General features: G+C 68.8%; 23 protein-coding genes. 10 read left to right on the forward strand and 13 right to left on the reverse strand.

Annotated features, from left to right (window positions below):
- The first annotated feature begins 108 nt into the window (after positions 1 to 108).
- Both MRS60_RS29435 and MRS60_RS29440 read left to right on the forward strand, forming a co-directional pair.
- Complete coding sequence (locus MRS60_RS29435) at positions 109 to 1,215, forward strand: NAD/NADP-dependent octopine/nopaline dehydrogenase family protein (protein WP_131946906.1); 1,107 nt, start codon at positions 109 to 111, stop codon at positions 1,213 to 1,215.
- Positions 1,212 to 2,222: a 3-hydroxybutyryl-CoA dehydrogenase gene (locus MRS60_RS29440; RefSeq protein ID WP_131946905.1), complete on the forward strand. Its 1,011-nt coding sequence runs from the start codon at positions 1,212 to 1,214 to the stop codon at positions 2,220 to 2,222. Before MRS60_RS29435 ends, MRS60_RS29440 begins: the two co-directional genes overlap by 4 nt.
- 122 nt (positions 2,223 to 2,344) lie before the next feature.
- Here MRS60_RS29440 and MRS60_RS29445 read toward each other — a convergent pair whose 3' ends face one another.
- The 8 genes from MRS60_RS29445 to MRS60_RS29480 all read right to left on the reverse strand — a co-directional run bounded on the left by MRS60_RS29445 (position 2,345) and on the right by MRS60_RS29480 (position 10,643).
- Entirely contained in the window at positions 2,345 to 3,688 is a 1,344-nt protein-coding gene (locus MRS60_RS29445; RefSeq protein WP_131946904.1) for an MFS transporter, read from the reverse strand.
- A 166-nt stretch (positions 3,689 to 3,854) separates the two neighbouring features.
- Complete coding sequence (locus MRS60_RS29450; protein ID WP_131946903.1) at positions 3,855 to 4,901, reverse strand: ABC transporter substrate-binding protein; 1,047 nt, start codon at positions 4,899 to 4,901, stop codon at positions 3,855 to 3,857.
- The gene (locus MRS60_RS29455) at positions 4,898 to 6,049 is read right to left on the reverse strand and encodes an NAD(P)/FAD-dependent oxidoreductase (RefSeq protein WP_243566136.1); all 1,152 of its coding nucleotides are present in this window, start codon (positions 6,047 to 6,049) and stop codon (positions 4,898 to 4,900) included. Before MRS60_RS29455 ends, MRS60_RS29450 begins: the two co-directional genes overlap by 4 nt.
- Positions 6,042 to 7,475: an NAD(P)/FAD-dependent oxidoreductase gene (locus MRS60_RS29460; RefSeq protein WP_131946901.1), complete on the reverse strand. Its 1,434-nt coding sequence runs from the start codon at positions 7,473 to 7,475 to the stop codon at positions 6,042 to 6,044. Before MRS60_RS29460 ends, MRS60_RS29455 begins: the two co-directional genes overlap by 8 nt.
- Entirely contained in the window at positions 7,472 to 7,819 is a 348-nt protein-coding gene (locus tag MRS60_RS29465; protein WP_131946900.1) for a (2Fe-2S)-binding protein, read from the reverse strand. Before MRS60_RS29465 ends, MRS60_RS29460 begins: the two co-directional genes overlap by 4 nt.
- Entirely contained in the window at positions 7,819 to 8,613 is a 795-nt protein-coding gene (locus MRS60_RS29470) for an ABC transporter permease (protein ID WP_072442145.1), read from the reverse strand. The genes MRS60_RS29465 and MRS60_RS29470 overlap by 1 nt, the downstream gene beginning before the upstream one ends.
- The gene (locus MRS60_RS29475) at positions 8,610 to 9,560 is read right to left on the reverse strand and encodes an ABC transporter permease (RefSeq protein ID WP_131946899.1); all 951 of its coding nucleotides are present in this window, start codon (positions 9,558 to 9,560) and stop codon (positions 8,610 to 8,612) included. The genes MRS60_RS29470 and MRS60_RS29475 overlap by 4 nt, the downstream gene beginning before the upstream one ends.
- Complete coding sequence (locus tag MRS60_RS29480; protein WP_047901618.1) at positions 9,561 to 10,643, reverse strand: ABC transporter ATP-binding protein; 1,083 nt, start codon at positions 10,641 to 10,643, stop codon at positions 9,561 to 9,563.
- A 294-nt stretch (positions 10,644 to 10,937) separates the two neighbouring features.
- On the opposite strand from MRS60_RS29480, the gene MRS60_RS29485 reads away from it, so the two are divergent.
- The 3 genes from MRS60_RS29485 to MRS60_RS29495 all read left to right on the forward strand — a co-directional run bounded on the left by MRS60_RS29485 (position 10,938) and on the right by MRS60_RS29495 (position 12,643).
- Complete coding sequence (locus MRS60_RS29485) at positions 10,938 to 11,828, forward strand: IclR family transcriptional regulator (RefSeq protein ID WP_243566137.1); 891 nt, start codon at positions 10,938 to 10,940, stop codon at positions 11,826 to 11,828.
- 97 nt (positions 11,829 to 11,925) lie between these two features.
- Positions 11,926 to 12,129 (forward strand): hypothetical protein, encoded by a 204-nt coding sequence (locus MRS60_RS29490; protein ID WP_243566138.1) that lies wholly within the window; start codon positions 11,926 to 11,928, stop codon positions 12,127 to 12,129.
- A gap of 130 nt (positions 12,130 to 12,259) precedes the next feature.
- Positions 12,260 to 12,643: a hypothetical protein gene (locus MRS60_RS29495; protein WP_034182088.1), complete on the forward strand. Its 384-nt coding sequence runs from the start codon at positions 12,260 to 12,262 to the stop codon at positions 12,641 to 12,643.
- 162 nt (positions 12,644 to 12,805) lie between these two features.
- Here MRS60_RS29495 and MRS60_RS29500 read toward each other — a convergent pair whose 3' ends face one another.
- Positions 12,806 to 13,264 carry a hypothetical protein gene (locus tag MRS60_RS29500; RefSeq protein ID WP_243566139.1) on the reverse strand — a complete coding sequence of 153 codons (459 nt, stop codon included), beginning with the start codon at positions 13,262 to 13,264 and terminating at the stop codon, positions 12,806 to 12,808.
- A gap of 404 nt (positions 13,265 to 13,668) precedes the next feature.
- Between MRS60_RS29500 and MRS60_RS29505 the strand changes: the two genes are divergently transcribed.
- A complete protein-coding gene (locus MRS60_RS29505; protein WP_243566140.1) occupies positions 13,669 to 14,967 on the forward strand; it encodes an NAD(P)/FAD-dependent oxidoreductase in 1,299 nt (432 codons plus the stop codon).
- A 244-nt stretch (positions 14,968 to 15,211) separates the two neighbouring features.
- On the opposite strand, the gene MRS60_RS29510 is transcribed toward MRS60_RS29505, so the two are convergent.
- Together MRS60_RS29510 and MRS60_RS29515 are read right to left on the reverse strand one after the other, a co-directional pair.
- Positions 15,212 to 16,441 (reverse strand): cyanate transporter, encoded by a 1,230-nt coding sequence (locus MRS60_RS29510; RefSeq protein ID WP_243566141.1) that lies wholly within the window; start codon positions 16,439 to 16,441, stop codon positions 15,212 to 15,214.
- Positions 16,442 to 16,644: 203 nt separating this feature from the next.
- Positions 16,645 to 17,502, reverse strand: coding sequence for a helix-turn-helix transcriptional regulator (locus MRS60_RS29515; protein ID WP_243566142.1), 858 nt, complete (start codon positions 17,500 to 17,502; stop codon positions 16,645 to 16,647).
- Positions 17,503 to 17,597: 95 nt separating this feature from the next.
- On the opposite strand from MRS60_RS29515, the gene MRS60_RS29520 reads away from it, so the two are divergent.
- Complete coding sequence (locus tag MRS60_RS29520) at positions 17,598 to 18,491, forward strand: SDR family oxidoreductase (RefSeq protein WP_034182225.1); 894 nt, start codon at positions 17,598 to 17,600, stop codon at positions 18,489 to 18,491.
- A gap of 124 nt (positions 18,492 to 18,615) precedes the next feature.
- Here the strand turns inward: MRS60_RS29520 and MRS60_RS29525 are convergent, their stop codons facing one another.
- Together MRS60_RS29525 and MRS60_RS29530 are read right to left on the reverse strand one after the other, a co-directional pair.
- Positions 18,616 to 20,001 (reverse strand): FAD-containing oxidoreductase, encoded by a 1,386-nt coding sequence (locus MRS60_RS29525; RefSeq protein WP_243566143.1) that lies wholly within the window; start codon positions 19,999 to 20,001, stop codon positions 18,616 to 18,618.
- A gap of 300 nt (positions 20,002 to 20,301) precedes the next feature.
- Positions 20,302 to 20,880: a hypothetical protein gene (locus MRS60_RS29530; protein ID WP_243566144.1), complete on the reverse strand. Its 579-nt coding sequence runs from the start codon at positions 20,878 to 20,880 to the stop codon at positions 20,302 to 20,304.
- Positions 20,881 to 21,128: 248 nt separating this feature from the next.
- Between MRS60_RS29530 and MRS60_RS29535 the strand changes: the two genes are divergently transcribed.
- From MRS60_RS29535 to MRS60_RS29545, 3 genes are all read left to right on the forward strand, one after another.
- The gene (locus tag MRS60_RS29535; RefSeq protein WP_034182094.1) at positions 21,129 to 21,767 is read left to right on the forward strand and encodes a LysE family translocator; all 639 of its coding nucleotides are present in this window, start codon (positions 21,129 to 21,131) and stop codon (positions 21,765 to 21,767) included.
- Between the two features lie 392 nt (positions 21,768 to 22,159).
- Positions 22,160 to 22,933 carry a DUF3348 domain-containing protein gene (locus MRS60_RS29540; RefSeq protein WP_243566145.1) on the forward strand — a complete coding sequence of 258 codons (774 nt, stop codon included), beginning with the start codon at positions 22,160 to 22,162 and terminating at the stop codon, positions 22,931 to 22,933.
- Positions 22,934 to 22,945: 12 nt separating this feature from the next.
- On the forward strand, positions 22,946 to 25,993 hold the full coding sequence (locus MRS60_RS29545) for a DUF802 domain-containing protein (protein ID WP_243566146.1): 3,048 nt from the start codon (positions 22,946 to 22,948) through the stop codon (positions 25,991 to 25,993).
- Positions 25,994 to 25,995: the final 2 nt, after the last annotated feature.

Genomic DNA, 25,995 nt, shown 5'->3' on the forward strand with positions numbered 1-25,995 from the left:
CAGCGCAGCGATTGCGTTGCGCGAACGGGCGCATCGTTGCGCGTTTTGAAGCGACGCGGCGGGGGCAGCCGCGTAGTCTCGGAAACACTCGATCAACCGGAGACGACGATGAAGGTATGTGTACTGGGCGGCGGCCACGGCTGCCATGCGGCGGCCATCGACCTGCTCGAGAAGGGGCACGACGTGACGTGGTGGCGGCGCGACCGCGAACCGCACGCGCATCTGCGCGAACTCGGCGTGTTGAACGTGACCGACTATCGCGGCAAGCGGCAAGTGCAGCTCGGCGATGCGCCGGGCGCGATCCGCCTGACCGACGATCTCGAAGCCGCGCTGCGCGGCGCACGGCTCGTCGTGGTGCCGCTGCCGGCCACGTCGCACGACGCGCTCGCCGCACAGGTCGCACCGCTGCTCGAGGACGGCCAGGTCGTGTTCCTGCCGCCCGGCACGTTCGGCAGCTTCGTGTTCGCGCGTGCGGCGGCCGATGCCGGCAACCGTTCGCGGGTCGCGTTCGCCGAGACGGGCACGCTGCCGTACCTCGTGCGCAAGCACGGCGACAACGATGTCGTGATCAGCGCGTATGCGACGCGGCTGCCGACCGGCGTGTTCCCAGCGAACGCGGCCGGCTGGGCGTTCGACGTGCTGCGCGCGGGCTATCCGTCGGTCGAGCCGGTCGAGGATGCGTTGTCCGGCGCGCTGATGAACGCGGGGCCCGTGATCCATCCGCCGCTGATCCTGATGAACGCCGGGCCGCTCGAACACTTCGACGCGTGGGACATCCACAACGAAGGCACGCAGCCGGCGATCCGTCGCGTGACGAACGCGCTCGACGCCGAACGTATCGCGGTGCGCGAAGCGCTCGGCTACCGCGCGCCGCATTTCCCGCTCGCGGATCATTACGCGGCCGAAGGCGACGAATGGATGTACGGGCGCGGCGCGCACGACAAGCTGACCGATAGCGGCGACTGGCGCGAGAAGATCGATCTGCGCACGCATCGCTACATGCTCGAGGACACCCGGCTCGGGTTGTCCTTCATCGTGTCGTGCGGGCGCTGGGCCGGCGTGCCGACGCCCGTCGCGCAGGGGCTGCTTAGTATCGCGAGCGCGGTCGCGATGCGCGATCTGTATGCGGAAGGCCGCACGCTCGAGCGGCTCGGGCTCGCAGCGTTGTCGACCGACGCAATGCGCGCGCTGCTCGACGCGGGGTATGCGGCATGAGCGCGGCCGCCGATGTGACGCGCGTGCATGTGCTCGGTGCGGGACGCATGGGGCAGGGGATCGCGCTCGTGTTCGCGTACGCGGGCCTCGACGTGACGCTGGTCGACTTCAAGCCGCGCGATGCGGCCGGATGGCGCGCATTCGAGGATCGCACGCGCGACGAGATCGCGCGGCCGCTGCACGCGCAGGTCGCGCTTGGCCGCATCGATGCCGTGCAAGCCGACGCCGTCGTCGCGCGCATCGCGCTCGTTGCGCGGGACGGCGCGGCGGATGCGGTGCGCCGCGCGGATATCGTGTTCGAGGCGCTGCCCGAAGTGCTCGATGCGAAGGCCGATGCGCTGCGCTGGCTCGGCGAGCACGTCGATGCGCACGCAACGATTGCGTCGACGACGTCGACGTTCGTCGTCACCGAGTTGCAGCGCCATGTCGCGCATCCTGCACGGATGCTGAACGCGCACTGGCTGAACCCCGCGCTGCTGATGCCGCTCGTCGAGATCAGCCGCAGCGATGCAACCGATCAGTTGGTGGTCGACCGGCTCGCCGCGCTGCTCGAACGCGTCGGCAAGAAGCCGGTGATCTGCGGGCCGGCGCCCGGCTATATCGTGCCGCGCATCCAGGCACTCGCGATGAACGAGGCCGCGCGGATGGTCGAGGAAGGCGTCGCGAGTGCCGAGGACATCGACGCGGCGATCCGCACCGGCTTTGGCCCGCGTTTCGCGGTGCTCGGGTTGCTCGAATTCATCGACTGGGGCGGCTGCGACATCCTGTACTACGCGTCGAAGTACCTGGCCGGCGAGATCGGCCAGCGCTTCGCGCCGGCCGCGAGCGTCGTGCGCAACATGGAGGCCGGGCGCGACGGCGTGCGTACGGGCGCCGGGTTCCACGACTATGCGAACGTGGATGTGCCCGCGTACATGCGGCAGCGGCTCGGCGAATTCGCACGGCTGCTCGACCACCTTGGGTTTGCGCCGGCGTTCGACGGTGCGCGGCGGGAGGGCGGCAACTAGGCGGCGCGTCGGGGCGGCGAGCGCGAGCGGTGGCACGTGTCGAGAACGACCGTGCCGGCCGCCGGCGTATTCACCACCCGCCGGTGCGGATCGGCCCGCTCGCGCGGAACGAAGCATCATGGTCACGCCGTGTCGCTAGCGGGGGCAGCAGGAGCGGCTTTCACGATCCGAGTCTCGCGCATCACGCACAGCGTCGCGACGGTAACGAGGCCGAGCGCGACAAGAAACAGCGACACCGGCCACGACGCGTGATAGCGCGCGAGCAGCGCGGTCGCGATCAGCGGCGACATCCCGCCCGCGAAGATCGATGCGACCTCGTGCCCGAGCGCGACGCCCGAGTAGCGCACCTCGGTGCTGAACAGCTCGCCGACGAGCGCGGGCAGCGTGCCGATCATCGCGCCGTGGCTGACGGCCGTGCCGACCGTCAGCGCCAACCATACGAGCGGCGTCGCACGCGTGTCGAGCAGCCAGAAGAACGGAAACGCGCACGCGACGAGGCTCAGCGCGCCGATCAGGTACACGGGCTTGCGGCCGATCCGGTCGGACAGCCGGCCCCACGCGAGCATCGCGCCCATCTCGACGATCATCGCGATCATCACGCCGGTCAGCATCACGCCGTTCGGGATGCCGACGTATTTGCCGTAGACGAGCGAGAACGCGAGGAAGATGTACGCGCCGCCGTTTTCGGCCACGCGCAGCCCCATCGCGAGCAGGATTTCCTTCGGATGGCGGCGGATGCACTCGACGATCGGCAGATGCGTGTGCGCGCCGCGCTTACCGGCCTGCTCGAAGTCGCGGCTTTCCGGCAGATGGCGGCGGATATAGATGCCGATCGCGAAGATGGCGATGCTCGCGAGGAACGGCAGCCGCCAGCCCCACGTGCGGAACGCGTCGTCCGGCAGCGCCTGTGCGGCGAGAAACGCGGCCGACGACAGCACGAAGCCGCCGCCCACGCCGAGCTGGCTCCACGCCGCGTAATACCCGCGCTGCTCGGGCGGCGCGTTCTCGCTGATCATCAGCACGCCGCCGCCCCATTCGCCGCCGGACGCGATGCCTTGCAGCAGCCGCAGCACGACGAGCGCCGCGGGCGCCCACAGGCCGACCTGCGCATAGGTCGGCAACAGGCCGATCGCGAAGGTCGACGCGCCCATGATCAGCAGCGTCCATACGAGCGACGCCTTGCGCCCGTAACGATCGCCGACGTGGCCGAACACGATCCCGCCGAGCGGGCGCGCGACGAAGCCGAGTGCGAACGCCGCGAACGCGGCGAGGCTGCCCGCGAGCGGCGACGCGCCGGGCGGAAAGAACACATGGCCGAACACGAGCGCCGCGGCCGTGCCGTACACGAAAAAGTCATACCATTCCATCGCGTTGCCGGCGACGGAGGCGATGACGATCCGGCGAAGCTGCCGGTCGGCGAGCGGCCGGGCGGCGCTCGGGGACTGCACGGTGTCGGTCGGGTACATGGCGGACTCTGAAGGGGGAGGCGGGCGCGTGCCGTCTGTGCAGCACTGCGGGCTAGTGTTGTCGGCACCGCCTTCCCGGTCAAATCCGCAGAAAAAGGGGAGTGTCATCACTCCCGCAAATGATGGTCATGCAGCGTGCGGCCGTGCCCGCGCGCCCGGCACGCCGTTACCGCTCGATCTGCCGATTCCAGCGCGTATCCCACTGCGCGCGGCGCGCGTTGATCGCGGCCCAGTCGACCACCGTCACCTTGCGCACCAGATCGTCGACATTGCCGAGGCTCTGCTGCATCCCGGCCGGCATCTTCGCGAGACGGTTGGTGGGGATCTGCTTGCCGGCCTCGGCGGCCTTCGTCTGCGCGGGCGCGGACAGCAGGAACTGCGCGAGCTTCTGCGCGAGCTGCGGATCGGGATTGTTCGCGACCACGCACAGGTCGACGAGCAGCAGCACCGGGCCTTCCTTCGGGTTCGCATACGCGACCGGAATGCCCTTGTCCTGCAGGTCGCCGACGCCCGTCGGCGTGAGCGGGAACAGGCCGGCCTCGCCGGTCTGCACCATCTCGGAGATCTTCGCGGAGTTCGGGATGTACTCGACGACGTTCGGCCCGACCGTGCTCGCCCACTTGCTGAAGCCGGGCTCCACGTTCTGCTCGCTGCCGCCGAGCAGCCGGTTGATCGCGAGGAAGCCGTGCAGCCCGAACGTGCTGCTCGACGCCGACTGGAACACGACCTTGCCCTTGTATTTCGGATCGGCGAAATCCATCCACGACGTCGGCGGCGCCCAGCCTTTCTCCGCGAACAGCTTCTTGTTGTATGCGATGCCGGTCATGCCGAGCTGCACGCCCGCGCCGACGTCGTCCTTCATCCGCGCGAACGGGTACAGCTCCTTCAGCACCGGCGAATCGTCGAGCTTCTGGCACACGCCGAGGCTGACCGCGCGCGCCATCACGCCGTCGTCGAGGAACGCGACGTGGATCTGCGGCTTGTTGCGGTTTGCAAGCAGCTTCGCGAGCACGTCCGACGACGTGCCGGGCACGACGACGACCTTCACGTTGTTCGCCTTCTCGAACTCGGGCAGCACCTGGCTCGTATAGGCCTTTTCCATCGGCCCGCCGTTCATGCCGATGTAGATCGTCTTCGTTTGCGCGAACGCGGGGGCGCTGGCGCCCGCGATGCAGAGTGCGGCAGCGGCCGCGATCGTACCGAGCAGTTTCATCGAGAGGTCTCCTCTTGGGGGAAAGGGGCGGTCGGCGCGGCTTGACGGAAGAAGCGGCCGATCGAGAATGCATCGAGTGGCGTGGCGGTTTCGCCGGTCGTGACGAGATCGGCGAGCACGTCGCCGACACCGGGCGCGAGCAGGAAACCTCCGCCGGAAAAACCGAATGCATGCAGCAGGTTCGGCGTCGTGCGGCTCGCGCCGATGATCGGGTTGTGGTCGGGCGTGCAGCCTTCGACGCCGCTCCACGTGCGGATCAGCAGCGCGTCGCGCAGTGCGGGCAGCAGCGCGCACGCGTCGCGCATCACCGCGCGCGTCGTATCGACCGACGGCTGGCCGAATTCGCCATCGCCGCGGCCGCGGCCGCCGCCGATCACGCAATTGCCGCGCGCGACCTGCCGCGCGTACACGCCGCCGCCGTACACGCCGAGGTTGTGCGCGATGAACGGCGGCAGCGGTTCGGTCACCCACATGTTCGGGTAGATCGGTTCCATCGGCACGGCTTCGCCGAAGCGTTCGGCGATTGTGTTCGCCCACGCGCCGGCCGAATTGATCAGCCATGTCGCGGTGCATGTGCGGCCGCCCGCTTGGAAGTGGAAGCGCGTGCCGTCGTGCCGGACGTCGTCGACCGGCGTGTGCTCGAACACGTCCGCGCCCGCCGCGCGGGCCGCGCGCGCGAACGCGGGCGACACGAGGCGCGGGTTCGCATGGCCGTCGGTTTCGCACAGCGAGCCGCCGAGCGCCGCGCGGCCGAGCCACGGATAACGACGGCGGAATGCGTCGCCGCGCATCACCTGCAGCGGCAAGCCGTGCTCGCCGGCAAGCGCGGCATACGCGTCGAGCGCGTCGAGATCGGCGTCGCTGCGCGCGAGCCGCAAGTGCCCCGACACGACGAATTCGCCATCGATGCCGATCAGCTCGGGCAGGCGATCCCAGATGCGCCGTGCGCGCAGCGCGAGCGGCAATTGCTCGGCGGGGCGGCCCTGGCAGCGCACGCCGCCGTAGTTCACGCCGCTCGCCTGCGCGCCGCAGTCGCGCCGCTCGAACAGCCCGACGCGCAGGCCGCGCCGCGTCAGTGCAAGCGCTGCAGATGCGCCGACGAGGCCGCCGCCGACGATCGCGACGTCGTAATGCCGGTTCTCACTCATCGCGCGCCTCGTCGGGAATCGTCGCGACGTCGTCGCCAGCGAGCGCGGCCGAGATCGGGAACGGCTTCACGGGTGGTTGCGCGCGCAACCGGCCGACCTCGGCGAGCGGCCGGCCGGTTTCGGCGGCCAGCACGAGTGCGGCCGCGTCGCCGCACATGCGGCCCTGGCAGCGACCCATCCCGACGCGCGTCAGCGCCTTCAGCCGGTTGAGTTCGGTTGCAGCGCCGCCACGGATACAGGTGCGCAGCGTGCCCGCGTCGATCTCCTCGCAGCGGCACACGATCGTGTCGTCGGGGCAGCTTGCGGCCTGCTCGACGGGCGGCGCGAATGCCGCTTCGAGGCCCGCGCGGAATGCGCCAATGCGGGCGAGCGTGCGTTCTAGCATCGCCGCGTCAGGTTTGCCGGACGGCGATGGCGACGCGATGCCGGCATCGTCGAGCAACGCAAGCGCCGCACGCCGGCCCGCCGCTTCGGCCGCGTCGGCGCCCGCGATGCCCGCGCCGTCGCCCGCGACGTAGATGCCGTGCACCGACGTGCGGCCGGCCGCGTCGCGCTCGGGCAGCCATGCGCGGTTGACCGGATCGAAACCGAACCGGCAGCCGGCGAGATCGGCGAGCTGCGTTTCCGAACGCAGGCCGAAGCCGAGGCCGAGCGCGTCGCAATCGAGCACGCGCGGCTGCGCGTCGCCGCCGGTCGCGCGCCACGCGAGCCCTGTTACATGTTGATCGCCGAGCACGCGCTCGAGCGTGACGCCCGTTTCGATCGCGACGCCATGCGCGCGCAGCCAGCCGATGTAATAGAGCCCTTTCGCGAAGGTCGACGGCATGCGCAGCAGCGCGGGCGCGGCGGCGGCCTGGCGGCGCAGCGGGCTCGTGTCGAGCACGGCCGCGACCTGCGCGCCGGCCTTCGCATACTGGTACGCGACGAGATACAGCAACGGCCCCGTGCCCGCGAACACGATGCGCCGGCCGATCGCGCAGCCCTGCGCCTTCAGCGCGACTTGCGCGCCGCCGAGCGTATAGACGCCTGCGAGCGTCCAGCCCGGCACGGGCAGCATGCGATCGGTCGCGCCGCTCGCTATGATCAGCTGCGAGTACGGCACGGTAATTTCTCGCCCGTCCTGCAGCGTATCGACGCGGCCCGCGCCGCATGCCCACGCGAGCGTGTTCGGCCGGTAGTCGACGTGCGGCAGCAGCGCGGCCATCGTCCGGTGCACGGCATCGGCCTTCGCGGCTTCGAATCCGTACAGCGCGCTTTTGCCGCGCGCGAAACCGCCGTCGGCCGGCGGTTGACGATAGATCTGCCCGCCCCAGCGCGCGTTCTCGTCGATCACGACGGGGCGCAGCCCCGCGTCGACCAGCGCCTCGGCCGCGCGCACGCCGGCCGGCCCCGCGCCGACGATGACCGGTTGCAATGCGTCGCTCATTGCGTGTCTCCGGTCGCGGCCGATTGAACGGCAGTGAGAATCCGCATGCCTTCGACGATTTGCGTCGAACATGCGCGCACGCGTGCGCCGGCCTCGGTGCGCACCCAGCAGTCCTGGCACGCGCCGATCAGGCAGAAGCCTGCGCGCGGCTGGCCGCCGAATTCGCTGACGCGCACGCGGCGCTGAGCGACGAGGATCGCGGTGAGCACGGTGTCGCCGGCGAGTGCCTGTGCGGGGCGGCCGTCGAGCGTGAACGCAACGGCGGCGCGCTCGTGCTCGGCGACGCGCACGAACTGCGCGCCGTCGGCCGGATCGTGTTTGGAACGGGAAACGGGAGTCGACATCAGTGTTGACCGATCAGGATGCGGTTCAGGCCGTACACGCGATCGAGCAGCAGCATCGCGCCGGCGGTGATGAAGATGACGAGCGCCGACACCGACGCCATCATCGGGTCGATCGATTCGGTCGCATACATGTACATGCGCACGGGCAGCGTGACCGTCTGCGGCGACGTGACGAAGATCGACATCGTCAGTTCGTCGAAACTGTTGATGAACGCGAGCAGCCAGCCGCCCGTGATGCCGGGCACGATCATCGGCAGCGTGATGCGGCGGAACGTCGTCCACGGGTCCGCGCCGAGCGAGCATGCGGCCTGCTCGATGCTGCGGTCGAGGCCCGCGACGGACGCGAGCACGAGCCGCATCACGAACGGCGTGATGACGATCATGTGCGCGAGCACGAGCCACGCGAACGAGCCGGTCGCGCCGATCAGCGCGAAGAAGCGCAGCAGCGCGATGCCGAGCACGAGGCCGGGGATCACCAACGGCGACAGCAGCAGCCCGTTCAGGAACGCGCGGCCGGGAAACGCCGCGCGGCCGATCGCAAGGCCCGCCGGCAAACCGATCGCGAGCGACAGCGTCGCCGACGCGAACGCGAGCTTCAGGCTGTTGAAGAACGCGGTGACGAAGTCGGGATAGTCGAGGATCGCGCGGAACCAGCGCAGCGACAGCCCGTGGGTCGGCAGCGTCAGCGTCTCGTCGGGCGTGAACGCGACCAGCACGACGATCGCGAGCGGCGCGAGCACGAACAGCATCACGAGCGTGTGGAACGCGAGGGCGAAGGGGCCGTTCTTTCTCATCGGGATGCGCCTCCGAGGCTGCGCGCGTAGCGGTGTTCGAGCACGCGGTAGTAAGTGAGCATCACGACGAGGTTCGCGACCAGCAGCAGCACCGCGATCGTCGCGCCGAGCGGCCAGTTCAGCGAGCCGAGGAATTCGTCGTAGACGGCCGTGGCCGCAACCTTCAGCCGGCGTCCGCCGAGCAGGCCGGGAATCGCGAACGCGCTCGCCGACAGCCCGAACACCATCAGGCTGCCCGACAGCACGCCCGGCATCAGTTGCGGCAGCACGATGCGGCGCAGCGTCGTGAACGGCGACGCACCGAGCGACAGCGCCGCATGCTCGGTCTGCGGATCGAGCCGCTGCAGCGCGGTCCACACCGGAATCACCATGAACGGCAGCATCACGTGCACCAGCGCGATCACGATCGCGAAGGTCGTGTATTCGAGCTTGTACGGCCCGAGGCCGGCGAGCCCGAGCGCCTGGTTCACGAGCCCGCTCGTGTTCAGCAGCATGCTCCAGCCGAACGCGCGCACGACGACCGACACGAGCAGCGGCGCGAGGATCGCGAGCAGGAACAGCGAGCGCCACGGGTCGCGCATTTTCGACAGCACGTACGCTTCCGGTGTGCCGATCGCGACACAGATCGCGGTCGTCAGCGCGGCGATGCCGAACGTGCGCGCGAAGATCGTGTGGAAGTACGACGAGCCGAGCACTTCCGCGTAGTTGCCGAACTGGAGCGCGGCGATCGGCCCGGTGGCCGGGTCGTAGCGGTAGAACGTCAGCACGAACGTCATCGCGAGCGGCACGAGCACGAGCGCGGCGAACAGCACGAACGCGGGCGCGCACATCAGCCACAGCGGTGCATGCGCGCGCCAGGTTGCGCGCACCGACGTACGCGGCGCACGGCGTGCGACGGCGAGGGCCGGCGCGCCGTCGGCGGGCAGCGGGCGGGAAGGCTGTCGCATTCAGGCCTCCCGGCGCATCACGCGCACCGCGTCGCTGTGCCAGTCGATGCCGACCGGCGCACCTTCCGCGAGCGGCTCCGCGCCTTCGTTCTGGCAGCACACGAGCACTTCGCCGAGCGCGCTGTCGACGCGGTACAGCCACTGGCTGCCGAGGAAGAAGCGGCTCGTGACGGTCGCGGCGAAGCGGCCCGCATCGGGCGCGCACAGCCGCAGCTTCTCGGGACGGATGCAGACCGACACCGCATCGCCGACGCGCATGTCGCGCTCGCGCGGCGGCAGGTGCGCGGTACGCCCGGTTTCGGCGAGGTCGTGACCGAGGTCGATGCGGATCGCGTCGCCGTCGTGCGCGACGACGGTGCCCGGCAGCAGGTTCGCCTTGCCGATGAACTGCGACACGAAGCGGTTCTCCGGGCGCTCGTAGGCCTGGTACGGCGTGTCGATCTGCGTGACGCGGCCGGCTTCCATCACGACCACGCGATCGCTGATCGACAGCGCTTCCGATTGATCGTGCGTGACCATGATCGTCGTCGTGCCGATCTTGCGCTGGATCGCGCGCAACTCGAACTGCATGTCCTCGCGCAGCTTCGCGTCGAGGTTCGACATCGGTTCGTCGAGCAGCAGCACCGGCGGCTCGATCACGACCGCGCGCGCGATCGCGACGCGCTGCCGCTGGCCGCCCGACAGCTCGCGCGGAAAGCGGTGCGCGAGCGTATCGAGGCGTACGAGCGCGAGCGCCGCGCGGATGCGCTCCGCGCGCTCGGCCTTGTCGACGCCGCGCATGTCGAGGCCGAAGCCGACGTTCTCCGCGACGCTCATGTGCGGAAACAGCGCATAGCTCTGGAACACGATGCCCAGCCCGCGGCGGTTCGGCTTCAGGTGCGTGATGTCCTGCCCGTCGAGCGCGATGCGGCCGCGCGTGACGTCGACGAAGCCGGCGATCATCTGCAGCGTGGTGGTCTTGCCGCAGCCCGACGGCCCGAGCAGCGACACGAATTCGCCTTGTTCGACCGACAGGTTGACGTCGGCGACGGCGGTGAGCTCGCCGAAGGTTTTCGTCAGATCCGTAAGCGTGAGAAACGACATGGGGAACTCCGGGTTTGCACACCGCCTGGCCGATGTGCCGATGACGCGGACTCTAGCCAGCCATATTTCGGAGCGTCAATTTCGAATTCTGCTGAACGGGATGAATTTCAGAAAAATTCCGTTGAGCGGAACGGATCGTCGTATCGCGTGCAAATCGTTCCGATGGATGAAGGGTGGCCGGACCGCGAAATGCGCACGTCAATCCCGTGCACACCCGGATGCCAGCGGAATTTCGGCCGGACGACAATGGCGGCTACCGTATTCCGTTCAATGAAATCATCGAGGAGAGCCGGCATGCAGGAACCCCTTTTGTCCGGAATGCCCGGCACGCCCGCCGGGCGCGCGCCCGGCGCCGACGACGAAGCCGATCCGGCCGGCGCGCCGGGCACCGGCATGCTGCAGCGCGCGTTCGCGATCCTGCGTGCGCTGGCAGGCATGCAGCAGGACGGCGTGCGCGTCACGCATCTCGCGAAGGCCGTCGGCCTCACGCAGGGCACCGCGCACCGGATCCTGCAATCGCTGATCGCCGAAGGGATGGTCGAGCAGGACGAGCAGTCGAAGCTGTACCGGCTGAGCGTCGATTTCTTCGCGCTCGCCGCGCTGGCCGGCAACCCGAGCAGCATGCGCACGCTGTGTCGTCCCGCGCTGCTGCGGCTGTGCGCGAGCCTCGGCGAGACGATCTTCCTGCTCGTGAAGAGCGGCTTCGACGCGGTGTGTCTCGACCTGTGCGAAGGGCCGTTCCCGATCCGCTCGTTTACCGGCGACATCGGCGGGCGCATCGCGCTCGGCGTCGGGCAGGGCAGCCTCGCGATCCTCGCGTTCCTGCCCGAAGCCGAACGCGAGGAAGTGATCCGCTTCAACGTGCCGCGCATCCGCGGCTACGGCGTGCTCGACGAGGTGTACCTGCGCACCGAGATCGAACGCGTGCGGCAGCTCGGCTACGCGGGCCGCAACAGCGGCGTGCTCGACGGGATGGCAGGCGTCGCGGTGCCGATCCTCGATCGCACCGGGTACCCGGTCGGCGCGCTGAGCGTCGGCACGCTCGCGTCCCGGCTCGGCGACGACCGGATGCCGATGGTCGTCGAACTGCTGCGGCGCCAGGCCGACGCGATCGGGCCGCGCACCAACCCGTTCGATGCCGCGCTGCGGCGGCCGATGCACGGGCTAGCCGGGAAAACCGTATAGCGGCGTCGCGCGTCGCCGCGCGTTGCCGTTTCGTCAGCTTGCTTACGCGAGCCATTCGCGTCTTCTCGTCGACCTGTTCCGGTCGCACATGATGCCGATGAACATGCCCGTGTATCGCGTGAGGTGCTTCGCGAACGCGGCCGATGTGTACATGACGATGGTCGGCGGGCGCGTGCTGTCGTTCGATGAGAATGCGGTTCTCGAGCGTGTGAACGAAGTCGCGGAACGCATGATCGAACGCAGCGGGTTGCGTCATCTGCTCGACGAGCCAGCGACGCTGTGGGGGCGCAGTCGCTATTGATCCGATCGGTCGCTGCGCTGGCGGCGGCTCGCGCGTGAGGGTTTCGTCAGCGTCGGGCAACGCGACAATGCCGATGGTTGGCCGTCGACGGACATGCTAGGATTTCTTCCAAACTACTCCGGAGACTGCTATGCCGTTCATCTGCGAAAACGTTGAATGTCGTGCCGTGCTGGCTCGCGGGCAGGTCAGGTCCAGGCAAGAGGACGACGGGTGGTGCTTCTACTGCCCGGACTGCAATGCGAGGAACGAGTTGAAGGATATCGGTGCATCTGGCGGTCCTGTCGAATTGGTTCAGCCGGAAAGATCAGGCCTTCCGCACAAGGTCATCGCGACGGCCAGACCATTGGAGGACGGCGGATACGCAGCGCAATTGCGCGTTCAGCGGGCACTCGGCGTGAAGGGAACGTACGCAGCCGAAGAGCATTGGGAGCAGCTCGGCGTGTTCCCGGACCCGCAAGCGGCCGTCGCGCATGCGAAGTCGTTCGCAACGGACCTGCTGGGACGAACTGCGTAGTCGCGAGCGGCGCGCCGGATTGCGCGAACCTGGCCATGCGCGGATCGGTACGGGAGGCCCACGACCGTGGGTCCGCGCGACTACCCGGTGCGGTGCGGCGTGCGCACACGGGTGCCGCGTCACGCCGAATACTTCGTCGAACAAGAGGTGACTAACCTCGATTCACGCAGTACCACTGGCCGCGAGCTTGACGAATAGTCTGGCTGCTTCGTTGCAATGAGACAAAGCGCGCAGTGCGAGGGCGAGCGCCAGCTGGGCGTCGTGGGTGGCCGCGCTGCGATCCTGCTCGAAGAGCTTGACGGCGTGGCGCATGTGCTGCGCGGCCTGCGTGTGAAGCTCGACGGCCGCCGCATGAAGTTTTGCCACGTCCGCGGCACTTGCGGCCGAGCCGGTCGATGAAGGCGTTGTCGATGGCGTATTGGCACCGTGCGCGCCGGCGTCGTGTGCCTGATCGATCGCATGCAACGTGTGGCCATGGGCCATCATCGCCTGATGGGCGGCGTGGGCGAAGTCCTTGCCGTCCTCGAAATGCCGCGACGCCTCGCGGTGATATCGCGCGGCCTGCTCGTGATGTGACGCCGCGGCTTCCAGATGCCCTTTCTTGCTGTGCTTCGTGTTCATGCCGGCTCCAGTGCAACTTCATGACTGACTCGGATGGCGACCGATTCGAAGACACGGCGGCAGGTCGCAGCGACGTTCTAATCTACACGCACTTGCGGTTTGTGTGGCATTTGCGTGTCGCGGGACATCGGCATCGCGTTCGGCCTGATTTAGCGCCGGGTTGTGGTGGTGGCCATGCATAGTACTATCGGTCCGGGCACGCAGTCGGAAACCTGTCGGACTGCTTGCAATTGCGTCGACCAGAAACAAGAATTGCCGAGTCGGACCACTGAATCTCCGTGCGCCCCTCCGGCGGATTTCGCGCGTCAGGCAGGCGAGCGCCGTCCAACAACACGATGATTCCCGCAATCAGCCATCGCATTTGCTTTGGTCCATGAATACGCCCTTTTTTTGAAGCCAGCGCAATGAACTCATCGAAAAGCGATCCGAGCCGGCCTGACGTGCTGATTATCGGCGGCGGGCCCGCTGGTGCGACGGCGGCGGCCTTCCTGACGATGAAAGGGCGCGACGTCGTGCTCGTGGAGAAGGAAGCCCATCCGCGTTTCCATATCGGCGAAAGCCTGTTGCCACGTAACCTCGACATATTCGGGCGGCTTGGTGTTCTGGATCAGGTCCGAGAGATCGGTGTCCATAAGCCGGGCGCAGAGTTCGTCTCGGACCGTACGGGCCGCAGCTGCGCGTTTCCGTTCGGAAACGCACTGAATCGGGACCGTACGCACGCGTGGCAAGTACGGCGTGCGGACCTCGATGCCATGTTGTTCAGACACGCCGCCGCGTGCGGGGCCGAGTGTGTCGAGCGTACTCGTGTCACGACAATAAAGCTGGACGATGCCGGCGGACGTCACGTCGTGTCCGCGCAGGACGAATCGGGCGGCACCCGCGAATGGTATCCGCGCTACGTGCTCGACGCTTCGGGCCGCGATACGTTTCTCGCGTCGCGGATGAAGGTCAAGACCTCGAACAAATACAACAATACGGCGGCCGTTTATGCGCATTTCACTGGCGTAGCGCGTCGTGAAGGCGAACTCGCGGGCTACATCAGCATTCATCTTGCGGAGGACGGCTGGTTCTGGCTGATCCCGCTACCCGATCACACCATGAGCATCGGCTTTGTCGGCGATCAATCGGCATGGAAAGGGCGCAAGGGAACGCCGACCGATCTGCTGACCGAGCGTATCGCTTCAAGCCCGACCGTCGCGGCTCGCACGCAAGGTGCACAGCGCGTATCGGACGTCTACAGCACGGCCAATTACAGCTATCGCGCGCGCGAGGGCAACGGCAACGGTTTTCTGATGATCGGCGATGCCTACGGATTTGTCGATCCGATGTTCTCGACAGGCGTATTGATGGCAATGACTGGCGGAGAACTCGGCGCGCAGGCCGCCCACGTTTGGCTCGACGATCCGGTACGAGGAAAGAAGCTTGCGCAAGCAGCCAACCGGGAACTGTCGGAGGCAATGGATCGGATCAGCTGGCTGATCTATCGAGTGAACGATCCTGTCATGCGTACGCTTTTCATGGCGCCGTCCAATCGCTTGTGGATGCGAGACGGCATCGTCAATCTGCTGGCAGGGAATCTCCGCGGGAGCTGGCGTGCCGCACTGCCGGTGATGTGCTTCAAGGTCGTGTATCACGTGCTCTCGGCACTGCACCGCCGCGGAGTCGAGATCGCGCTGCCGGAGATGCCCGCGACTGGAACCTGATCGGACTGGATACCCGGACCCGCTCGGTAGCGACCGCTTGCCGATTGCGCATGAAAGCATCGACGGGTTGAATCCGCAGTCGTCAAGCGACATCCGCAGCAATCCGTGAAGAATTCTCGCGAACTCGAAGTTCGTACCCTTCGCGGTCTTCAGGAACCCGAGATCGCCTGTACCGACGACTGCCGCGACGTGGTCGGACGGTCGCGGGAAGAGGCCGGCGATCGTCCCGATCGGGGAAGGCGGTTCAGTGAACGGCGCCGGTGATGCGCGCCATGCCGTGCCGATAGCCGGCCGGCGAGAACACCGCATTCAGCGCGGCCATCGCCACGATCACCGCGATATGCATCCACCACGCGATCGCGAAGCCGCCGCCCGCATCGCGCAGCCAGCCGATCAGCCAGGGGCTCGCCGCGACGGTCAGGAAGCCGACGCCCTGCACGAAGGCCGCGAGCGCGCCCGCGAGCCGCGCGTCGGGCAGGTGGTCGAGCGTGACGATCAGGCTCATCGAGAAGAAGCCGCCGAGACCGAGGCCGACGCTCGCGACCCAGAGCCACGGCGCGAACGCGGGCAGTATCGCGAACCCGGCGAAACCGGCCGCCTGCAGCGCGAGCGTGAGCCACAGCACATTGCGACGGTCGGGCGAACGTTTCGCGAACATCGGCATCGCGAGCGCGCCGATCGCCTGGAACAGCGCCATCCACGCGAGCAGGTTGCCGCTCGCCTGCGGGCCCATGCCGATGCTGCGGTAGAACGCGGGCAGCCATGCGACGAGGCTCGCATAGCCGCTGTTGCTGAGGCCGAAGAACAGCGCGAGCTGCCACGCGCGCGGCATGCGTGCGAACGCGGTGATCGGCGCCGATGCGGCCATGGCGTGCACGACGTCGCGCGGCGCTTTCGCGCGCCACATTGCGAGCGTGACGAACGCGGGCACGGCCCACACGGCGAGCGCGAGATGCCAGCCGCCGTGTGCGGCGAGCCACGGCGCCGCGACCGCGCCGAATGCGCCGCCGCCGACCAGCGCGGCCGAATAGAGGCCCATCGCGAGCGGCAGCCGGTCGACGAACCAGCGTTTCGCGAGGCCCGGCACGAGCGCCTGAACGACGGCGACGCCGGCGCCCGCGACGATCGCGGTCGCGATCAGGCCCGCGCTGCCGCCGGTCCACAGGCGCGCCGTGCAGCCGGCCGCGATCAGCACCAGCGCGGCGGCCAGCGCGCGCTGCTCACCGAAGCGCCGCGCGAGCCCGACGCCGACTCCGGCGACGACGCCCATCAGCACGAACGGCAGCGTGGTCAGCAGCGCGGCCGCGCGAAAGCCGAGGCCCGTGTCGGCGCGCACGACGTCGAGCACGGGGCCGAACGCGGTCAGGAACGGACGCAGGTTGAGGCCGGCCAGCACCAGCAGTGCGAGTGCGGCATAGGACACGGAAGCCGCGTGCGGGCGGTGTACGGCTTGCGCGGTGCCGGGGTCGGTCATCGGGATGCTCCAGGAAGGGGCCGGTGGCCCTGTGATGCGATGCCGAAAGGGTAAGCGCGCGCTACGCCAGGTGAAAATTAAATATTCGACTGGGAACCAGTGCGAATTGCGATGGGACGACGCGGGATGGCGGGGAAGGATGGGCGCGGCCGAGGCGGCGCAGGATCGGCACTTCGTCGCCGCGTGCTTCGGCGGGGGCGTCGTTACGCGGCCGACGCCTGTTCCGTGCCGGCTTTTTCGCGCGCCGCGACCAGCGTCCGGATGCGCGCGCGATCGGTAGCCGTCTCCGGCGTGAAAATCACGAGCGTCAGGTCGGGCCGGCCGTTTACCGCGAACGCCGAGTATTCGAGCGCGATCCGCCCGACGGCCGGGTGACGGATCTCCTTGGTGCCTTCCTCATTCGCGCGGATATCATGATCGCGCCACAGTGCGTCGAACTCGGCACTCGTTGCACGCATTTCGTCGACGAAGGCCTGCACGGTTTGCGTTGCGCCGCCGCGCGCGACATCGGCGCGAAACGCGCCTACCGCGAACCGCGCGACCTGTTTCCAGTTCGACTGCGCATCGCGCACGCGCTGATCGTCGAAGATCAGCCGCAGGATGTTGCGCCGCTCCAGTGGCAGCGTTGCATAGTCGGTCAGCGTCGCGGCCGCGGCGTCGTTCCATGCAATGACGTCCCATGTCGCCGAACGTACGATCGCGGGGCTCGCTTCTAGCGAATCGAGCACGTGCTGCACGCGCGGCGTCACGCTGTCGGTCGCGTGGTAGCGCACTTCGGGCGGATGGCCGACGCCGATCAGGAACAGGTGCTCGCGTTCCGCTTCGTTCAGCATCAGCGCGCGCGCGAGCCGGTCGAGCACGTCGGCCGACGGCGCGCCGCCGCGCCCCTGTTCGAGCCACGTGTACCACGCGGCGCTCACGTGCGCGCGCTGCGCGACTTCCTCGCGCCGCAGGCCCGGCGTGCGGCGGCGTGTGACGGGCAGGCCGAGTGCGGCCGGGTCGAGTTTCTCGCGGCGATCCCGAAGGTACGCGCCGAGCAGGTTGTCGGGTGCGTCTGCCATAGCCTGTTAGTTCGTTTACCGGTAAACCGTCACGTCTTCACCGCGAGCGGCCGTCGACGGATAGTAATCCTCCATTCCATCCGGAGGTGCTGAACATGCGTGTCTTTGTCACTGGAGCATCGGGATTCGTCGGCTCCGCCGTCGTTGCCGAACTCGTTGCCGCTGGCCATTCGGTACTCGGGCTTGCACGGTCCGACGCGGCTGCCGCGTCGGTTGCAGCCGCAGGCGCCGATGTCCACCGCGGATCGCTGGAGGATCTCGACAGCCTGAAGCGCGGCGCCGAAGCCGCCGATGCCGTGATCCACACGGGATTCAATCACGACTTCTCGCGTTTCGCGGAGAACTGCGAACTCGACCGCCGTGCGATCGAGACGATCGGTGCAGTGCTCGCAGGCTCGGCGCGGCCGCTCGTCGTCACGTCGGGCCTCGCGCTCGTCGCACCCGGCCGCGCGGCAACCGAGGACGATCCGCACGTGCCGGTGTCGGCGGCCTATCCGCGTGCGTCCGAAGCCACTGCGGTCGCGCTTGAAGCGCGCGGCGTGCATGCATCGGTCGTGCGCCTGCCGCCGTCCGTGCATGGCGACGGCGATCACGCGTTCGTGCCGCGTCTGATCGCCATCGCGCGGGAGAAGGGCGCATCGGCCTATATCGGCGATGGCGACAACCGCTGGCCGGCCGTGCACCGGCTCGACGCGGCGCGCGTGTACCGGCTCGCGATCGAACGCGGTGCGGCCGGTGCGCGCTATCACGCGGTCGACGATACGGGGGTGCCGTTCCGCGAGATCGCGGCGGTGATCGGCCGACGGCTGAACGTGCCGGTCGTCGCGAAACCGGCGGCGGAAGCCGGCGAGCACTTCGGCTGGTTCGCGATGTTCGTCGGGATGGATGCGCCCGCAACCAGCGAGCGCACGCGTGCATGGCTCGACTGGGCGCCGACGCAGCCGGGGCTGCTTGCCGATATCGACCGGCCGCGGTATTTCGAAAGCTGAGCGGGCGGCGCGCTCGCGACCATCGGCACGGCGCCGACCGTGCGCGCGGCCGCGCCGGAATGACCACCGTCTTCGCGAGCGCGGCCGCGATATCGAAGCGCAGCCGGCCCTTCGGCGCCGCGCGTCATTCGACCGGATGCAGATCCTGCAGCAGCGTCGGCACGAGTTCCGACACGGTCGGGTGGATGTGCATCGCGCGGCTGATCGTCGTGTACGGCGCGCCGGCGGCCATCACGTCGAGCATCCCGTGCACGACCTCGTCGCCCGTCACGCCGAGGATCGACGCGCCGAGGATCGCGTGGCTGTCCGCGTCGACGATCACCTTCATGAAACCCTGGCTTTCGCCTTTTTCGACCGCGCGGCCGACACGCGTCATCGGGCGCGTGCCGACGAGCAGTTTGCGGCCCGTCTGCTTCGCTTCCGCGAGCGTCATGCCGACGCGGCCGAGCGGCGGATCGATATACATCGCGTACGCCGCGATGCGGTCGGACACCTTGCGCGGATCGGCGTCGAGCAGGTTGGCCGCGACGATCTCGTAGTCGTTGTACGCGGTGTGCGTGAACGCGCCGCGCCCGTTGCAATCGCCGAGCGCCCAGATGCCGGGCACGTTCGTGCGCAATTGCTCGTCGACGGTGATATAGCCGCGCGCGTCTGTCTCCACACCCGCACGGTCGAGCCCGAGCTCGTCGGTGTTCGGCACGCGCCCGACCGCGAGCAGCAGGTGCGAGCCCGCGACCTCGCGGCCGCCGCCCGCGCAGTCGAGGCCGATTACGATGCCGTTGCCGTCGCCGTCGCGTCGCGCGCTCAGGCAGTTCGCGTCGAGCTGCACGTCGATCCCTTCGTTTTCGAGGATCTCGCGCACGGCTTGCGACACGTCGTCGTCTTCGCGGCGGATCAGGCGCGATCCTTTCTCGACGATCGTGACCTTCGAGCCGAAACGGCGATACATCTGCCCGAATTCGAGCCCGACATAACTGCCGCCGACGATCACGAGATGCTCGGGCAGGAAATCGACGTCCATCATCGTCGAGTTGGTCAGGTACGGCACCGAGTCGAGGCCCGGCATCGGCGGCACCTGCGCGCGTCCGCCGACGTTGATGAAGATGCGTTCCGCTTCGAGCAGTTCGTCGCCCACGCGCACCGCGTCGGCGCCCTCGAAGCGGGCATGACCCTGAAACACGGTCGTGTTCGCGAGGCCGCGCACCCATTGTTCGACGCCGTGGTTCGAGCGGCCGGAGATCTGGTCCTTGCGCGCCTTCACGGCTTTCATGTCGACGGTGACGGGGCCGCCGACCGACACGCCGTATTCGCCGGCGCGCCGCGCGAGCTGCGCGGCATATGCGCTCGCGATCAGCGTCTTGGTCGGGATGCAGCCGGTGTTCACGCAGGTGCCGCCGAAGCGGCCGCGTTCGACGATCGCGACTTTCATCCCGGCGGCGGACAGCCGCGCGGCGAGCGGCGGGCCGGCTTGCCCGGTGCCGATGACAATCGCATCGAAGTGTTGCGTCATGACGTCCTCCTGCGTGGGTGCAACGAGGGAAGGCGTGCGGGCGAGCCGCGTACGGCGGCGCACGGTCGCGCGACGGCGAGCGCTTATGGTAGTCCTGTTGGCGTGCGGCTGCGAGTGGGTGAAGTGCGAGAAGTGCGAGAAGTGCGAGAAGGGCGAGAAGGGCGAGAAGGGCGAGAAGGGCGAAGCGTCGGCAAGCGCGAGGGACGGGCCGCGCACCGGTGCGAGCGCGGCGCGGCTGGCGCGACGCAATCGGTCGCGGCCCGCTTCGCCGGTCGCGTCATGCGTTGCTTTGCGCTGCCGTCATTCCTTGCGTTTCCATTGACCCAACGTGATCGGCCGGTGCGCATCGGCGCGCGTGACGGTGACGCGGTCGGGCTTGTCGTCGAGCGGAAACGATTCGGTGACGATCTGGTTCGAAAATATCCAGCCGTGCGTGCGCGGGTCGTAGCGGAACGTCACGTAGTCGCTCCAATGCTGCCCGCACGCGACGACGTTCTGCACGGTGAAATAGCGGCCTTTCACCGAGAGGCCGTTGTCGGCGGCGTCTTCGGGATCGAACGGATCGCACTGGCCGCCTTCGTTCGCGCGCAGGACGACCTGGTCGTTGCGCGCGGCGAGCCGGTACGCGCGATCGGGCTGTTCCTCGTAGATCAGCAGCGGGCGCGGCGACGGCTGCTCGCGCGTATCGACCGCGCGATGCACGACGACCAGAAAGCTGTGCCGGCCGTTGCCGAGATCGGGCCCGGCTTGCGCGAGCAGCGGCTGGTAGCCGGGCGGCAGTTGCGTGGCGATCGACTTCGGCAGGTCGCCGGCCCATGCGTTGAACGAGAGTGCGGCGAGCAGCGGGACGAGGGTTCGGCGTGTTGTCGTACCGATCACGGATCCCGCCCGGGAAAGCCGGTGTCCGGCACTGGATTGAAGGCGACGGACGACGCTGGCGTCGTCGGGATAACGGGCGGCGCGGATCTCGATCATGGGCGGCGGCGCGGGATGACGGGAAAGAGGGCCAGCATAGCAGCGCACGGCCGCTTTCGGCCACGCGCGAAGCGTGCCAGAATCGACCGCTCGACCGTCGGAAACGACACGCAGGCGCCGGCGAATCGGCGTCGCTGATCAAGGAGACTTCGATGACCGCATCGGCTGCCGTACTCGCGATCCTGGCCGCGCTGTGGCTCGGCGCAATGATTCCGGGCCCGAGCTTCGTGCTGGTTGCCCGCAATTCGATCGGGCTGTCGCGCCGCGACGGGCTCGCTACCGCGCTCGGCATGGGCATGGGCGGCATCGTGTTCGGCGGCGTCGCGCTGGCCGGGCTCTATACGCTGCTGCAGGCCGTCGAATGGCTGTATGTCGGCCTGAAGGTGGCGGGCGGCGCGTACCTGATCTACATGGCGTCGAAGATCTGGCGCGGCGCCGACCGGCCGATCGCGATGGACGATCCGCAGGCCGTGGCCGGCGGCAGCGCGCGCAAGTCGTTCTGGACGGGCCTCACGACCCAGCTCAGCAACCCGAAGACGGCGATCTGGTACGGCAGCATCTTCGCGGCGCTGCTCCCGCAGCATCCGCCGCTGTGGTGCTACCTCGCGCTGCCGCCGCTCGTGTTCGGCGTCGAATTCGGCTGGTACACGATCGTCGCGCTGTGCTTTTCCACGCGCCGGCCGCGCGAGCTCTACCTGCGCGCGAAGAAATGGGTCGACCGCATCGCGGCCGGCGCGATCACGCTGCTCGGGCTGCGGCTGATCCTGAACGCACCGAAAGCGGGGATCTGAGCGCTTCGACTCCCGATCCGTATGCACGGCGGGCGGCCGTTCATCCGGTCGGCCGCCGGAGCGAACCGCCCGAACCGCGCACCGCGCTTTCGGGAACCGCAAGTCGCCCGGAAACGCGTTCTTCTTCCTCATGACACGCCGGGAGAGGCTCCCGGCGACCAGACTCGACCCGAGCGACCCGACCCGAGCCGTCCCGTCCCGACTGCGCGCCGAGCCGACCCGAGCCGACCCGCCGCCGACGGTATTCCCGGCCACCCGCCACCGCCCGCGGAGCCTTGCGCGACGGGCGTTCGCGTGTGTCGCCCGGTGCGCCGGACGGCACCGCTTCCCCGATTCTGGCGGTCGCCTCCCCGACGACGTGTAAACTGCTGCCTTTTTTGACGGTTTGCAGCATGGTGCAAGCTCCTCCGCGCCCGGCATTGAGCGGTCCGACCCTCGTCCGGCTGCTCGCGCGCCTGGCCGATGCCGACGTCGCGGAATCCCGGCAGACGCTGTCCGACCGGCTGAGCCAGTGGCTCGGCTGGACCGACGCGATCACGCTGTCGTCTGCGTTGAGCACGAGCCCGCCCGGCGTCGCGGCCGGCGTGCGCGGCTACGACGCGGAGCGCGACTGCGCGCGCGTGCGCCACGATCTCGCGCAGGCGATCACGGCCACCAACCGGCCGCGTACGCGGCGCCGGCCCGGCGACATGCCGCCGCCGGCCGCCGACACGGCCGATTTCGCGGACTTCCGCCAGCGCTATCTGTCGCTGCAGCAGGAGATGGAAACGGCGATCGGCCAGTTGCGCGGCCGCCTGCGGGTCGCGCTCGCCGCGCGTTCGTCCGGGATGGCGCGGCTCGCGACGCTCGACACGATCATGGAGCGCGTGCTCGGCGCGCGCGAGCGCAGCCTGCTGTCGGCCGTGCCCGCGCTGCTCGGCACGCGCTTCGGGCGGCTGCGCGAAGCGGAACGGCAGGCGCTGGCCGATGCCGAATCCGCTGCTGCATCCGACCCGGCCGAAGCGGCCGATGACGGCGCGCTTGCCGACGCCGCGCCCGTCGCGGCGATCGTGCCCGGCGCATGGCTCGACACGTTTCGAGACGAAATGCAGAGCATCCTGCTCGCCGAACTCGAAGTCCGGTTTCAAACGGTAGACGGGCTGCTCGCGGCCCTTCGCACCTGCTAATCAACACGCTCTATGTCCAGAATTCGCATTGATCTCGTTGTCTTTGTCGCCGGTCTGCTCGCAGTGGGCTGGATCGGCGTCGGCTATGTCGCGTCGAACCCGCTGGCGACGGCCGTCACGCTGCTGATCGGCGCGTGCTACGTCGCCGGCGCATGGGAACTGCTGCGCTACCGGCAGGCGACCGCCACGCTGTCGCGTGCGGTCGCTGGCCTGACCGAGCCGCCGGCGAAGCTCGATGCGTGGCTCGACACGCTGCATCCGGGCCTGCGCGGCGCCGTGCGGGCACGGGTCGAAGGCGCGCGCGTCGCGCTGCCGGGCCCGGCGCTCACGCCTTACCTCGTCGGCCTGCTGGTGCTGCTCGGCATGCTCGGCACGCTGCTCGGGATGGTCGTGACGCTGAAGGGCACGGGCGCCGCGCTCGAAAGCGCGACCGATCTCGACGCGATCCGCGCATCGCTGATCGCGCCGGTGAAGGGCCTCGGCTTCGCATTCGGCACGTCGATTGCCGGCGTCGCGACGTCCGCGATGCTCGGGCTGCTGTCCGCGCTCGTGCGCGGCGAGCGGATCGACGCGGCCCAGCAGCTCGACGCGAAGATCGCGACGACGCTGCGCGTGCATTCGTCCGCGCACCAGCGCGACGAATCGTTCCGGCTGCTGCAGCGGCAGGCCGACGTGATGCCGGCGCTGGTCGACCGGCTCCAGACGATGATGACGACGCTCGAGGCGCGCAGCGTCGCGCTGCACGATCGCCAGCTCGAAAGCCAGCAGGCGTTTTTCGACCGGACCGAGCGCGCGTATGCGGGCCTCGCGTCGAACGTCGGCGATGCGTTGAAGGAAAGCGCCGCCGAAAGCGCGCGCGTGGCCGGCGCCGCGCTGCAGCCGGTCGTCGCGGCGACGATGACGGGGCTTGCGCAGGAGATGGCCGCGCTGCGCGACACCGTGACGGGCGCCGTGCAGCGCCAGCTCGACGGGCTGACGGACGGCTTCGAAAAGACCACCGGCAACGTGACGGCCGTCTGGAACCGCGCGCTCGACGAGCAGCGCCGCGCGGGCGACGCCGTCGCGCAGCAATTGCAGACGACGCTCGGCCAGTTCACCGACACGTTCGCGCAGCGTTCGACGGACCTGCTCGACGGCGTCGCGACACGCCTCGAATCGACCGAAGGCCGCCTGTCGGACGCATGGCGCGAAGCGCTGTCGCGCCAGGAGCAGGTGGGCGAGACGCTGGCCGGCCAGCACGCACGCGCGCTGGGCGAAGCCGCCGCGACGTTCGAGCGGCATTCGGGCGCGACGCTCGCCGCGATGCGCGAGTCGCACGCAGGGTTGCAGACCGAACTGGCCGCGCGCGACGAACAGCGCCTCGCCGCGTGGAAAGACTCGCTGGCCGCGATGGCCGCGAAGCTCGGCGACGAATGGCAGCGCGCGGGCGTGCATAGCGCGGGCCGTCAGCAGGAAATCTGCGACGCGCTCGCACAAACGACGCGCGATCTCACTACGCAGGCTTTGACCTTCGAGCAGCGCTCGAACGATCTGCTGACGACGATCCGCGATTCGCACGCGGGCCTGCAAACGCAGCTTGCCGCACGCGACGAAGCACGCATGTCTGCCTGGAACGACTCGCTGGCTGCGATGGCCGCGAAGCTCGGCGACGAATGGCAGCGCGCGGGCGTGCATAGCGCGGGCCGTCAGCAGGAAATCTGCGACGCGCTCGCACAAACGACGCGCGATCTCACCACGCAGGCCGCCACGTTCGAACAACGCTCGAACGACCTGCTGTCGACGATCCGCGATTCGCACGCGGGCCTGCAAACGCAACTCGCCGCACGCGACGAAGCACGCCTGTCTGCGTGGAACGACTCGCTGACCGCGATGGCGACGAAGCTCGGCGACGAATGGCAACGCGCAGGCGTACACAGCGCAGGCCGTCAGCAGGAAATCTGCGACGCACTCGCACAAACGACGCGCGACCTCACCACGCAGGCCGCCACGTTCGAACAACGCTCGAACGACCTGCTGTCGACGATCCGCGATTCGCACGCGGGCTTGCAAACGCAACTCGCCGCACGCGACGAAGCACGCCTGTCTGCGTGGAACGACTCGCTGACCGCGATGGCGACGAAGCTCGGCGACGAATGGCAACGCGCGGGCGTGCATAGCGCGGGCCGTCAGCAGGAAATCTGCGACGCACTCGCACAAACGACGCGCGACCTCACCACGCAGGCCGCCACGTTCGAACAACGCTCGAACGACCTGCTGTCGACGATCCGCGAATCGCACGCCGGCCTGCAGACGCAACTCGCCGCACGCGACGAAGAACGCCTCAAGGCATGGAACGATTCGCTCGCCGCGATGGCGGCCGCGCTGCGCCACGAATGGGCGCAAACGAGCGCACAGGCCGCGACGCGCCAGCAGGACATCTGCGACACGCTGGCCCGCACCGCGAACGACATCACCGCGCAGGCGCAGGTGCATGCGAGCGACACGATCAACGAGATCGCGCGCCTCGTGCAGGCCGCGTCGGAAGCGCCGAAGGCCGCGGCCGACGTCGTCGCCGAGCTGCGCCAGCGTCTGTCCGACAGCATGGTGCGCGATACCGCGACGCTCGAGGAACGCAGCCGCCTGCTCGCGACGCTCGAAACGCTGCTCGGCGCGGTCAACCACGCGTCGACCGAACAGCGCACCGCGATCGACGCGCTCGTCAGCACGTCGGCCGACCTGCTCGACCGCGTCGGCGCGCGCTTCAACGACACCGTCGATGCCGAAACGCGCAAGCTCGATGCGGTGGCCGCGCAGGTCACTGCCGGCGCAGTCGAGGTCGCGAGCCTCGGCGATGCGTTCGGGATGGCCGTGCAGGTGTTCGGCGAATCGAACGACAAGCTGCTGACCCATCTGCAGCGCATCGAGGCCGCGCTCGAGAAATCGCTCGCGCGCAGCGACGAGCAGCTCGAGTACTACGTCGCGCAGGCGCGCGAGGTGATCGACCTGAGCATGATGTCGCAGAAGCAGATCGTCGAAGACTTGCAGCAGCTCGCCGGCCGGCGGGCGCCCGTCGGAGCGTAACG

Source organism: Burkholderia pyrrocinia, assembly GCF_022809715.1.
GTDB lineage: Bacteria > Pseudomonadota > Gammaproteobacteria > Burkholderiales > Burkholderiaceae > Burkholderia > Burkholderia pyrrocinia_C.